12 protein-coding genes are annotated in these 12,202 nt (G+C 62.5%); 5 read left to right on the top strand and 7 right to left on the bottom strand.

Annotated features, from left to right (window positions below; all coding sequences use genetic code 11):
* Nucleotides 1–26 precede the first annotated feature (26 nt).
* A complete protein-coding gene (gene pdxR / locus MMW58_RS21535; protein ID WP_241722063.1) occupies nt 27–1,493 on the bottom strand; it encodes a MocR-like pyridoxine biosynthesis transcription factor PdxR in 1,467 nt (488 codons plus the stop codon).
* Between the two features lie 232 nt (nt 1,494–1,725).
* Here pdxR and MMW58_RS21530 point away from each other — a divergent pair, with 232 nt between their 5' ends.
* The 4 genes from MMW58_RS21530 to MMW58_RS21515 are packed head-to-tail and all read left to right on the top strand — an operon-like array spanning nt 1,726 to nt 4,699.
* On the top strand, nt 1,726–2,577 hold the full coding sequence (locus MMW58_RS21530; RefSeq protein WP_133596703.1) for a transporter substrate-binding domain-containing protein: 852 nt from the start codon (nt 1,726–1,728) through the stop codon (nt 2,575–2,577).
* Nucleotides 2,578–2,624: 47 nt separating this feature from the next.
* A complete protein-coding gene (locus tag MMW58_RS21525; protein ID WP_045854390.1) occupies nt 2,625–3,266 on the top strand; it encodes an amino acid ABC transporter permease in 642 nt (213 codons plus the stop codon).
* A gap of 13 nt (nt 3,267–3,279) precedes the next feature.
* Nucleotides 3,280–3,945, top strand: coding sequence for an amino acid ABC transporter permease (locus MMW58_RS21520; RefSeq protein ID WP_133596705.1), 666 nt, complete (start codon nt 3,280–3,282; stop codon nt 3,943–3,945).
* Complete coding sequence (locus MMW58_RS21515) at nt 3,938–4,699, top strand: amino acid ABC transporter ATP-binding protein (protein WP_133596707.1); 762 nt, start codon at nt 3,938–3,940, stop codon at nt 4,697–4,699. Before MMW58_RS21520 ends, MMW58_RS21515 begins: the two co-directional genes overlap by 8 nt.
* A 50-nt stretch (nt 4,700–4,749) precedes the next feature.
* Here the strand turns inward: MMW58_RS21515 and MMW58_RS21510 are convergent, their stop codons facing one another.
* A complete protein-coding gene (locus tag MMW58_RS21510) occupies nt 4,750–5,514 on the bottom strand; it encodes an SDR family NAD(P)-dependent oxidoreductase (protein ID WP_241722062.1) in 765 nt (254 codons plus the stop codon).
* 180 nt (nt 5,515–5,694) lie between these two features.
* Between MMW58_RS21510 and MMW58_RS21505 the strand changes: the two genes are divergently transcribed.
* Nucleotides 5,695–7,032 (top strand): aspartate aminotransferase family protein, encoded by a 1,338-nt coding sequence (locus MMW58_RS21505; protein ID WP_133596711.1) that lies wholly within the window; start codon nt 5,695–5,697, stop codon nt 7,030–7,032.
* Nucleotides 7,033–7,098: 66 nt separating this feature from the next.
* Here MMW58_RS21505 and MMW58_RS21500 read toward each other — a convergent pair whose 3' ends face one another.
* From MMW58_RS21500 to MMW58_RS21480, 5 genes are all read right to left on the bottom strand, one after another.
* Complete coding sequence (locus MMW58_RS21500) at nt 7,099–7,803, bottom strand: ABC transporter ATP-binding protein (protein ID WP_241722061.1); 705 nt, start codon at nt 7,801–7,803, stop codon at nt 7,099–7,101.
* Nucleotides 7,790–8,626: an ABC transporter ATP-binding protein gene (locus MMW58_RS21495; protein ID WP_241722060.1), complete on the bottom strand. Its 837-nt coding sequence runs from the start codon at nt 8,624–8,626 to the stop codon at nt 7,790–7,792. The genes MMW58_RS21500 and MMW58_RS21495 overlap by 14 nt, the downstream gene beginning before the upstream one ends.
* On the bottom strand, nt 8,619–9,452 hold the full coding sequence (locus MMW58_RS21490) for an ABC transporter permease (RefSeq protein ID WP_045854396.1): 834 nt from the start codon (nt 9,450–9,452) through the stop codon (nt 8,619–8,621). Before MMW58_RS21490 ends, MMW58_RS21495 begins: the two co-directional genes overlap by 8 nt.
* Nucleotides 9,452–10,501 (bottom strand): ABC transporter permease, encoded by a 1,050-nt coding sequence (locus MMW58_RS21485; protein WP_241722059.1) that lies wholly within the window; start codon nt 10,499–10,501, stop codon nt 9,452–9,454. The genes MMW58_RS21490 and MMW58_RS21485 overlap by 1 nt, the downstream gene beginning before the upstream one ends.
* A 92-nt stretch (nt 10,502–10,593) precedes the next feature.
* Entirely contained in the window at nt 10,594–12,162 is a 1,569-nt protein-coding gene (locus tag MMW58_RS21480) for an ABC transporter substrate-binding protein (protein WP_241722058.1), read from the bottom strand.
* Nucleotides 12,163–12,202 lie beyond the last annotated feature (40 nt).

Raw genomic sequence — 12,202 nt, 5'->3', positions numbered from 1 at the left:
CTGCGCAACGGTAGCCCTTAGCCGGGCTACCCCATCTGCTCCAGCTGGCCGCACAGCACCTCAACCCCCTGCTCGATGGCGTCGGGGTTGATGGCGTGGAACCCCATACGAAAGAAGTTATCCGGCGGCGCGTCGCTGAGAAAATGGCGCGCGCCGGGCTCAATCAGCACTCCCGCATGGGCGGCGCGCCAGGTGAGCTGCTGGGTATTGATATGTTCCGGCGTCGCCAGCCAAAAGGCGTTGGCGTACTCGCTGCCGGGTATGATCCGGCACTCCGGGAGATGGTTCTGCAGGGCGCTATTGAGCCGATCCCAGCGCTGGGCCGAATCGTAATGGTAGCGCCGCAGGTGCGTTTCATAGTGCCCCTGGGCGAGGAAGTGCGCCATCTGATACTGAATATTGGTGGGCGGATGGCGATAGATCAGGCGCCGCAGCGCCCGCGCCTCGTCGATAAGATCCGGGTCGGCCACCATAAAGCCCAGGCGCAGCCCCGGCGACAGCGCCTTTGACAGGCTGCTGACGTACACCACCCGCCCGCTGCGATCGCTGGCCTTCAGCGCCGGCAGGGGGTTGAGCATAAAGTTACTCTCCGAATCGTAATCATCCTCAACGATCACCGCGTCGTGGCGCGCGGCGTACTCCAGCAGCTGGCTGCGCCGGGCCTTACTCATCGCCACGCCGGTGGGGACCTGGTGGCCGGGGGTCACGTAGTAGTAATCGCAGGGGGCGTCGTTGAGCACAATCCCTTCGTCATCCACCGGATGCGGCACGATGTCGGCATCCGCCAGCAGGAAGGTATTGATCGCCTCGCGAAAGCAGGGATTCTCCACGCCGACCCGGGTGGCGGAGGACATCAGCAGGCGGGTGAGCAGGTACAGCGCGTTCTGCGAACCGAGGGTGATCAGAATTTCATCCGCGGCGGCGACAATCCCGCGCTTCGGCAGCACCCGGGTGCGGATTTGCTCAATCAGCATCGGCACGTCCTGGTCAACGTGATCGACCACCCACGCCGGATCGCGCACGCCGCCGTGCAGCCAGTTGGCCGCCGAGCGCCAGGTGGCCAGCGGGAACTGGCGGGTATCCGGCTGGCCGTAGATAAACGGATAGCGGTAGTTCATCCAGCCGGCGGGTTTGAGGATCGACTCCTGCTGGCTGGGCGTCATCTGCAGCCGGGCGCCCCAGCGTGGTGCAGCGGCCTCGTCTTCCGGTGCACTCTGCACGGCGGCGCCGGCGGCGGGCTGCAGGTAGTCCGGGTGCAGATAGAACCCGCTGCGCGGCCGGCTGATGAGATAGCCTTCGTTGACCAGGCTTTCAAAAACCAGCGCCGTGGTATTGCGCGAGACCCGCAGCTGGCTGGCCAGCTGACGGCAGGAGGGGAGCGGGGTATCGGCGGCGAAGAAGCCGCTCAGAATGGCGTCAATCAGCGTCTCTCGCACCTGTTCCTGCAGCCCGCGATGCGGGTCGAAATCAACGTGTAAAAGGTGACGGATCATGCTCAGCTCCTTACGCAAATAGGGTATCGGGCATGCTGCAAACTCCATACCACCCTGAAAATGACTGACACATCTGCGCGGCGAATCTGGCTCTATCCAGAAATTGAAAACGCTCCCTACAGTAAGAAACCGTCTATCGGTCGTGGACCGGAACGTCCGTCGGCACATATTTTGCAAAACCTTTCCGTGTTCCGGAGTGAACCAGTCTGGCGAATTAATAAGGGGTAGATTGATGAACAAATCATTGGGTTCAGTTTGTCTGGGCGCCGTTATGGCAATGGCCTTTTCTTATCACGCAGCCGCTGCCGATCTGCCGGCAATCGAAAAAGCGGGCACCCTGAAGGTTGCGACCGAGGATGATTACGCGCCTTTTAACTTTATGAATAATGGCCAGGCGGATGGTTTTAACAAAGATATGCTCGATGAGTTACGCAAATACGCGAAATTCAACGTTGACCAGAGCATCCTGCCGTGGACCGGCCTGCTGGCGGCGGTTTCAACCGGCCAGTACGATATGGCCCTTACCGGCGCGGTGATTACCGACGACCGGCTGAAGGTGTTTGACTTCACTCCGCCGTGGGCGTCGGCCCAGCACTACTTCGTGAAACGCGCCGGGGACGACTCCCTCGACACCATCGCCGCCCTCAGCGGCAAAAAGGTTGGCCTGCAGGCCGGCAGCGCGCTGCTGGCGCGGCTGCCGGAGCTGAAAGCGATGCTGGAGAAAACCGGCGGCAAGCTTGGGCCAGTGGTGGAGTATCCCTCCTATCCGGAAGCCTATGCCGATCTCGCCAACAAGCGCCTTGACTACGTAATTAACGTGGTGATTTCGGTAAACGACCTGGCGAAGTCGAAGCCTAAGGTCTTTGCCAAAGGGCTGGCGGTGTCCGGTCCGGGCTATATGGCGTGGCCTATTCCTAAAAACTCACCGCAGCTTTTGGCCTATATGACCAAATTTATCAACCATATGCGTGAAACGGGGCGTCTGGCCGAGCTGCAGAAAAAATGGTTTGGCGAGACCTACGATAACCTCCCTACGGAGGCGATAACCAGTCCTGAGCAGTTCCATAAGCTGGCGGGTCTGTAACACGTCGCGGCGGGCAACCGCCGCCTGTTGATGCGAAGGAGGGCAACATGGATGCAATTTCCTGGCAGTTATTGATTGAAGGCGCGTGGACGACCCTCTGGATTTCGGCCATCGCCATCGCCCTCGGGGTGGTGATTGGCCTGCTGATCGCCCTGGTGCGGATGATGCGAATTCCGCTTGTCGATCAGCTGCTGGTCGTCTATATCAGCCTCGCCCGCGCCACGCCGCTGGTGACGCTGGTGCTGTTTCTGTTCCTTTCGCTACCGACGATGGGGATTAACCTCGATAAGAACCTGTCGGCAATCGCGGCGCTGACGCTGAATACCTCGGCCTTTAACGCCGAGATCTGGCGCAACGCGTTTCGCACTTTCCCCCGCGACCAGCGCGAGGCCGCCGAGTCCGTCGGCATGCGGCGCTGGACCTACTTCCGCTACATCATGCTGCCGCAAATGTGGATCGAGAGCCTGCCGGCGCTGGTGAACGAAATGTCCTTTCTGATCAAAGGCAGCCCGGCGATTGCGGTGATTGGGGTGGTGGACTTAACCCGCGTCACAAACCGTATCTCCTCGGTGACCTACGAACCTTTATCGCCGATCCTCGCCGCGGGGCTGCTGTATGTGGTCATTATCGGGCTGCTGCTGAAGCTGCAGAGTATGGCGGAACGCAAAGCTAAACGCCTGGCGCGCTAAAACAGGAGATCCTATGAATCAGTGGGCCGTTATCTGGTCGGTGCGCGAGAGCTTTATTGCCGGTTTGCTTGCCACCCTTGAACTCTTTATCATCGCGGCGCTGGCCGGTTTATTTATCGGGATTGCGCTGTGCTATCTCAGCGAATATCAGAAGAAGTTCCTTAACCGGCTCATTATCGGCTTCGTCAGCCTGATGCGGGCCATTCCTTTTTTAATTCTCGCCTATCTGCTTTATTACGGACTGCCGGAAATCGGTATTAGCCTCGAGGCCTGGACGGCGGGGCTGGTGGCGCTGATTATTTATCACGGCGCCTATTTCTTTGAAATACTGCGCAGCCAGCGGCGGGTCTTCTCCAGCGGCTATATTGAGGCGGCGGTGGCCCAGGGCTTTTCGCGCTACAAAATATTTACCCGCATTATTCTGCCCAATATCGTTTCATCATCGCTGCCGCTGATGGGCAACCAGCTGATTATTTGCCTGAAAGATACCGCGTTTCTGAGCATTATCACCGTCCAGGAAATTACCGCCGCCGCCAACAGCGTCCAGGCGACCTGGTTTATCCCGTTTAACGCGTTTATCGTCGCCATTGCGCTCTACTGGGCGATCGGCATTCTGCTGGAGCTGCTGATTAAGCGGCTGAGCGCCTGGGGAGCGAAAAGAGGAATGAGCCATGCCTGATTCAACCGCTGTCAGCATTAAAAACGTCTCCAAACAGTTCGATAATATTGAAGTGCTCCGCGACATCAACCTGACGGTTGAAAAAGGCTCGGTGGTCAGCATTCTGGGGTCGTCGGGCTCCGGAAAATCGACGCTGCTGCGCTGCATGAACTGGCTGGAGCAGCCGGATCGCGGCGAGATCCATATCGGCGGCCTGCGCCTCGGGGTCGATGAACGCAGCGGCCGGGCGATGTCCCACCGCCAGCTGTCGAAGGTGCGAGAGCGGGTGGGCATGGTCTTCCAGAGCTTTAACCTGTGGCCGCACCTGACCGTGCAGCAGAACGTCAGCGAAGCCCTGCTGCACGTGAAGGGCATGAAGCGCGGCGAAGCCAACGAGATAGCCCTGCGCCAGCTGGAGAAGGTTGGCATGGCGCACAAGGCCGACGCCTGGCCGATCACCCTCTCCGGCGGGCAGAAGCAGCGGGTGGCGATTGCCCGCTCGCTGGCCATGTCGCCGGAGGTGATCCTGTTCGATGAACCGACGTCGGCGCTGGATCCCGAGCTGGTCAACGAAGTGCTGGGGGTGATGAAAGCGCTGGCGGCCGAGGGCTACACCATGGTGGTGGTGACCCACGAGATGGACTTTGCCCGCCAGGTCTCCGACGAGGTGGTGTTTCTGGATAAGGGGCTGCTGATCGAGAAAGCGCCGCCGGAGAAGTTCTTCACTAACCCGGACTCCGAGCGGGTGCGGCAGTTTTTGCAGAGCAGCCGCTAGTGCTAAAAAGCCCGGTCGGCTGGCCGACCGGGCTTTCTTAATACGCTGCTTTAATCGCGATCGATGGCGAACGGCTGCCAGGCCTGACGTACCGGCATCACCTCCACGCGGTTGATATTCATATGATCCGGCAGGGTGGCGATATAGAACATCTGTCCGGCAATATCCTGCGCGCTCAGCGGCGTGGTGCCGCGATAGAGGTTATCGGATGCCGCCTGGTCACCTTTGGTGCGTACCAGGGTGAATTCGGTCTCGGCGATCCCCGGCGCGAGGTCGGTGACCCGCACCCCGGTCCCCAGCAGGTCGCAGCGCAGGTTGTAGCTGAACTGCTTCACGAACGCCTTGCTTGCGCCGTAGACGTGGCTGCCCGGATAGGGCCACTGGCCGGCGATCGAGCCGATGTTGATAATCGAGGCCCCGGCGCCGTGCTTAATCAGCGTCGGCAGCAGCGCGTGGGTGACGTTGACCAGCCCGGTGACGTTGGTATCGATCATCGTTTTCCAGTCCTGCAGGTCAACCTTTTGCGCCGGCTGCGGCGCCAGCGCCAGCCCGGCGTTGTTAATCAAGGTTTTGATATCGGCGAAGGCCGCCGGCAGCGCGGCCACCGCCGCCGCCACCGCGTCGCCGTCGCGCACGTCGAGCTCGATAATATGCACCGGCACCTTTTGGCTCAGCGCATCCTTCAGCTTCTCCAGCCGCGCCAGACGGCGGCCGCTGAGCACCAGCGACCAGCCCGCCTCGGCAAAAACCTGCGCCGCCGCTTCGCCAAAACCCGAGGTTGCCCCGGTAATAAATACCACGTTGTTGGTCGTCATTTCATTCTCCTGTGTGCCTGGTTCACCCACTATAAAAACCGGCGGCGGGCGCGCACAGGGCCAGTCGTCATGCGGCGATGTGACACCGTGTCACAACGCCTGCCGCGCACTGGCTCTATCCCTTTTTTGCCAATGCGCCCAATGATAGTGACAACAACAACGCCATCAGAGGGGCAGGGTATGAAGCTGGCACTACAAGACGATGTATCGGTAAGCAACGATGACGTACGCCAACTGGATCGCGCTTACGTATTTCACTCATGGTCGATGCAGGGCAATTTGAACCCGCTGGTGATTGCCGGAGCCAAAGGCTGCGAGCTGTGGGATTACGAAGGTAAAACGTACCTTGATTTCAGCAGCCAGCTGGTCAACGTCAATATCGGCTATCAGCATCCTCGGGTGCTGGCGGCGATGAAGGCGCAGCTGGAGGAGCTGGTGACCATCGCGCCGGCTACCGCCAACCTCGCGCGCGGCGAAGCGGCGAAGCGGATCGTTGAGCTGGCGCCGGAAGGCTTTAGCAAGGTGTTCTTCACCAACGCCGGCGCGGACGCCAACGAAAATGCGATCCGCATGGCGCGGCTGTATACCGGGCGCGATAAGGTGCTCTCCGCCTACCGCTCCTATCACGGCAATACCGGCAGCGCGATTGCCGCCACCGGCGACTGGCGCCGGGTGCCGAACGAGTATTCGCGCGGCCACGTTCACTTCTTCAACCCGTACCTCTACCGCAGCGAATTCAATGCCGCCAGCGAAGAGGAGGAGTGCCAGCGCGCGCTGGCGCACCTGCGCAGAATGATCGAGTGCGAAGGTCCCGGCGCGATTGCCGCGATCCTGCTGGAGTCTATTCCGGGCACCGCCGGGATCCTCGTGCCGCCGGATGGCTATATGCAGGGCGTGAGGGCGCTGGCCGACGAGTTTGGCATCGTGCTGATCCTCGATGAAGTGATGGCCGGCTTTGGCCGCACCGGCAGCTGGTTTGCCTTTGAGCAGGATGGGATTGTGCCGGATCTGGTGACCTTCGCCAAAGGGGTTAACGCCGGCTACGTGCCCGCGGGTGGGGTGCTGATTAGCGAGCCGATCGCCCGCCACTTTGACGACCACTTCTTTGCCGGCGGTCTGACCTACTCCGGCCACCCGCTGGCGATGGCGGCTATCGTGGCCACTATCGACGCGATGAAAGAGGAAAAGATCGTCGAAAACGCGGCGACGATTGGCAACGGCGTGCTGCGCGAGGGGCTGGAGGCGCTGGCACAGAAGCACGCTATCATCGGCGAGGTGCGCGGGCGTGGGCTGTTCCAGGCGCTGGAGCTGGTCAGCAGCCGCGCGCGGAAAACGCCGCTGGCGGCCTCCGATATGGCGGCGATCAAGGGCGCATTAACCGAGGCCGGCCTGCTGGCCTTCGTGGTGGAAAACCGCATCCACGTGGTGCCGCCGTGCACCATCAGCGCGGAGCAGGTCGCCAAGGGGCTGGCTATTTTTGACGCGGTATTCGCCCGGTTTGCCGCTCTGGCGGAGTAGAACAGACGCCGCGGCCGCTTCCCGGATAAGGCATTTACGCCGGGTGCGGCCCGCGGTTCGAAAACCTCAGCTCATCCGATGCTCGCCGTTAACCAGCGCTTCGCGGTCGAAGAAGCGCTGGATCGTCCCTTCAGCCATAAACGCCGCCCGGTCCGACATATGGGCCACCACGTCGGCGTCGTGGCTCACCAGCAGGTAGGTCATACCGTGCTCCTGCTTCAGCCGGTTCAGCAGGTTGAGGATCTCCGCCTGTACCGACATATCCAGCGCCGATGTCGGCTCATCCAGCAGCAGAATCTGCGGGCGTAGCAGCAGCGCGCGGGCAATCGCCACGCGCTGGCGCTGGCCGCCGGAAAGCTGGTGCGGATAGCGACGTGCGGCGTCGGCGGGCAGCCCTACCTGCTCCAGCGCGGTGGTGACCCGCTGCGCAATATCGCTGATGCCGTGAATCTCCAGCGGCTCGGCGAGGGTGCGCCACAGGGTATGGTTTGGATGCAGCGAGGCGTAGGGGTCCTGAAACACCATCTGCACGTTGCGCCGCAGCTGACCCTGGAAACGAACGCCCGGCGTAATGGCCTTGCCGAACAGCGCCACCTCGCCGCTCCAGTCGCGCTGCAGGCCGCCGAGTACCCGCAAAATGGTGGATTTTCCGCAGCCGGAAGCGCCGATCAGGCTGAAGGTTTCTCCGGCGTCAACGCTGAAGCTGGCGGCGGAAACCGCCGTTTTAGCGCCGAAAATTACCCGTAACGCCGCGAGATTAACGACCGTCATGCGTCGCCTCCGTAAAAGATTGATTTCTGTCGAGGGTCGGCAGCATCCGGCCGTAGGTCTGCGCGTCGGGACGGCAGGTCCACAGCGTGCGGGTATAGGGGTGGGTGGCCGCAGGCAGGTCGCGCGCCGCCATCCCGTCGACCTGCGCCCCCTGATACATCACCAGCACCCGATGGCAGTGTTCGGCGACCAGCGGCAGATCGTGGCTGATCAGCAGCATCGCCATCTGCCGCTGCTCGCACTGTTCGACCAGCAGCTCGAGGATCTGGTTGCGCAGGCGGGCGTCGAGGGCCGAGGTGGGCTCATCGGCAATCAGCACCTTCGGGTTATTAAGGAGCGCAAGGGCGATCATCACCCGCTGGCCCATGCCGCCGGAGAGCTCCCCCGGATAGCGGGCCAGCACCGGTAAATCGAGGCCCACGGCGGCCACGGCGGCTTTCACCGCCTCCAGCCGCTGGCGGCGGTTCAGGCGCTGGTGGAGCGTAAGCGCCTCCTCCAGCTGTGCCTGAATGCTGAGCACCGGGTTTAGCGCATAGCGCGGGTCCTGCAGCACCATCGCCATATCGTTGCCGCGCAGCGCGCGCCAGCCGCGGCTGCTGAGGGTGAGCGCGTCGCGGCCCAGCACGTTGAGCGCGCCGGCGCTGACCACGCCCGGCCTGCGCACCAGCCCCATCAGGGCGCGGGCGGTCATCGATTTCCCGGATCCCGACTCGCCCACCAGCGCCAGGCGTTCGTTGCCGAGCGTAAAGCTTAAATCGTTCACCACCCGGGCGCCGGGGTAATCAATGGAGAGCCCCTGGACGTTGAGTCGGATATCAGTCATGTTGCGGCTCCAGAACGTCGCGCAGGCCGTCGCCCAGCAGGTTAAACGCCAGGCTGGCGATCAGGATCGCCGCCCCGGGCGCGGCGGCGATCCACCACTGGTCGAAAATCACCTGCATCCCATCGGCGATCATCGCCCCCCATTCCGCCATCGGCGGGCGGGCGCCGAGGCCGAGAAAGCCCAGTCCGGCGGCGGCGAGGATGATGCCCGCCAGATCCAGCGCCAGGCGCACGATGGCCGAAGGCAGGCACAGCGGGAGAATATGGCCCATCAGCAGCCTCCGGCCGCCAATGCCCATCATTTCCGCCGCCGCCAGGTAGTCGCTGTGGCGCAGGCGCTGAATTTCGCTCCGCGCCTGGCGGGCGTAGGCCGGCCAGGCGGTGAGCGCCAGCGCCAGCGCGCCGTTAACCAGCCCCGGGCCGAGCATGGCGACAAAGGCGAAGGCCAGAATCAGCCGCGGCATCGACATCACCACATCGGTAAAGCGCATCAGCCCGCGCTCCAGCCAGCCGCCGTAGTAGCCGGAGAGAATACCCACCAGCAGGCCGGCGGGAAGGGTGATCAGGGTGACCAGCGCCACCAGCCCCAGCGCCGGCCGGGTGCCGTAAATCAGGCGCGAAAGCAGGTCGCGGCCGTAGCTGTCGGTGCCGAGCCAGTGTTGGGCGCTCGGCCCCTGAAGGCGGGCGGCGGCATCCTGCCAGTTGGGGTCCAGCGGCGCCAGCCACGGCGCGAACAGCGCCACCAGCACCAGCAGCAGAATAATCACCAGCCCGCAGAAGGCGGCGGGGGAGCGGCGCAGGCGGCGTAAAAACAACCAGGTCGGCATCAGCGCACCCTCGGGTCGGTTAACCGTACTAGCAGGTCGGTTAGGTTATTAATCAGGACGAAGCTGGCGCCAATCAGCAGCGTGCCGCCCATGATCGCCGTGGTGTCGCCGGCAAACAGCGCGGTGGTGAGATAGCGCCCGATTCCCGGCCACGAGAAGACGGTTTCGGTGAGCACCGCGCCTTCCAGCATGGCGGTCCAGGCCAGAGCTATGACCGTCAGCAGGGTGCCGCGAATATTGGGCAGCACGTGGCGAAAGAGGATCGTCATTTCGCCGGCCCCTTTGGCGCGCGCCAGCAGGACGTACTCTTTGTTCATCTCGCTCAGGCAGGCGGATCGCGTCAGGCGGGTGATGCTGGCCAGCGAGTAGTAGGCCAGCAGCAGCACCGGCAGCAGCAGGTGGCCGACGGCATTTTTAAACGCCTCTCTATCACCGGACAGCCAGGTGTCAATCAGCGCAAACCCGGTGCGCGGCTCGACGCTGTACTGATAGATATCGTCCAGCCGCCCGGGGCCAGGCGTCCACTGCAGCCTGGCGTAGAACAGCGCCAGCATCAGCAGGCCGAGCCAAAAAATCGGCACCGAGTTGCCGAGCAGGGTAAAGGTGCGTACCGCCAGGTCCCACGGCGAGCCGACGTAGCGGGCGCAGAGCACGCCGGCAATGACGCCAAGCAGGGCGCCAATAATCAGCGCCAGCGTCGCCAGTTCGAGCGTCGCCGGGAAGGTGGAGAGCAGGTCGTGAAGCACCGGCTGGCCGGTCGCACTGGCGGTGCCAAGATCGCCGTGCGCGAGCCGGGTCAGATAGTGCCAGAACTGGACCGGCAGCGGCCGGTCAAGGCCGAGCTGATGGCGTACCTGATCGTAGGTGGACTGGCTGGCGTGGTCGCCGACGATTTGCAAAACCCGGTCAACCGGCGACAGCGCCGAGAGCGCGAAGGTCACCAGCAGCAGGCCGAGCAGAGTCAGCGCCAGGGTCAGCAGCCCCTGAAATAGCGCGAGCAGAGGGCGCTTTGCGCGCCGCTCCGCTCCGGTGGGTGAAACAGCAGACATGGTTATTCCGTAGGTAAAGAGTGCAGTGTAACCGTTGCGGGTAAAATCCCCGGACCGCGGCGTAACGCCGGATCCGGGTGACTAAAATATCGCTATTTGCTGACCCGATCGTACCAGACCATATCGGCGTTCAGCCCCTGCTGGTAACCCTTGACGTTGTCGCGAACCACGATCTGCGTTTTTCCCTGATCGACAAACACGTACGGCGAGCTGCGCTGCAGCTCTTCCTGCATCTGTTTATACAGTCCGAGGCGTTTGGCGGCATCCGGCTCGGCCACCGCCGCGAGGGTGGCTTTATTCAGCTCCGGGATTTGCCAGCCGTTAAGACCGGCCACGGTGCTCGACTTCCCGTCGTTGTAAGCAAAGGCGCTGGCGTTGGAGTGGGCGTCGAAGTAGTCGGGGATCCACAGGCGAATCGCCGCCTGATGCTGCTTCGCCCGCACCCGGGCGTACACCTGGCTGCCGGCCGCCGGCAGTAGGTCGATCTTCACGCCGCCCTGGGCGAAGCTGGCCTGCATGGACTGGGCGATAGTGATAAACGGCGGTTTGTTTTCGACATCGAGGGTGAAGTGGGCGTCTTTAATTCCGGCTTTGGCGAGGATCGCTTTGGCCTTCGCCGGGTCGAATTTAAACGGATTGTTGTCCAGCGCCCCCGGCAGACCCACCGGCAGGAAGCTCTGATGGACGAAATACTGGCCTTTGAGCAGGTCCTTCGTGATGCCGTCGTAATCCACCAGCCAGCGCGCGGCCTCCCACAGCGCCGGGTTTTTCAGCAGCGGGTTGGCGGCGTTGCCGGTGTTAAACGCCAGGTAGTTCTGTTCCGCCGACGGAATGCTCAGCACCTTCACGCCGGGCTTGCCCTGCAGGGCGGCAATCTGATCGGCGCCCAGGTCGCGCGCCACGTCGGCGTCACCCTGCTGGATCAGCAGGCGGCGGGAGGCCGGATCGGGCACGTTTTTGATGATGATGCTTTTCAGCTTCGGCGCGCCGGTGGGCGAGCTGTCGTTAGCCTCCAGCACGATGGCCTGATGCGGCTGGTAAACGCGCATTTTAAAGGCCCCGCTGCCCGCCGAGTGCATCTTCAGCCAGCCGTTGCCGAAATCGTTATCTTTGGCATTCGGCGCCACCAGCTTTTCATCGACGATAGAGGCGATAGGCGTGGAGAGAATATTCAGCGCCACCGCCGGACTCACCTCGGCGGTCCAGTGCAGCACCAGCGTGTGGTCATCCACCTTTTTCAGCTGGCCGGCAATGTTGTCCGCCTGCCAGCCGAGGACGTTGAGGATAAAGGCCGGGGATTTATTCAGGGTCACCGCGCGGGTGTAGGAGAAGATAATATCTTCCGGGCGTACCGGGTTGCCGGAGGCGAACTTCGCCTCGGGCTTGAGCTTCACGGTCAGCGTTTTCGCCGCCGGGTCCGCCTGCCAGCTTTCGGCCAGAACGGGGGTGATTTTTTCAGGGTTGTCGCGGTCCGGCTGCACCAGACGCTGGTAGAGGCTCGGTACCGTTTGAATGCTGGAGAGTTCGTTGGCTTCCGCCGGGTCGAGGCTAACGATGTCGTCGAGGCCCTGGGCAACCACCAGGGTGGTTGGCGGCGTGGCGGCATGGACGGCGGCGGATAGCGCGGTCAGCACCAGTAATGACAGCAGTTTTTTAGTCATGAGCAATCCCTGAAAAATGATGTTTTGATTATTTATGTGC

The sequence above is a fragment of the Klebsiella sp. HC6 genome (assembly GCF_022605325.1).
Taxonomy (GTDB): Bacteria; Pseudomonadota; Gammaproteobacteria; order Enterobacterales; family Enterobacteriaceae; genus Klebsiella; species Klebsiella terrigena.
This window is presented reverse-complemented; position numbering and strand designations above follow the sequence as displayed.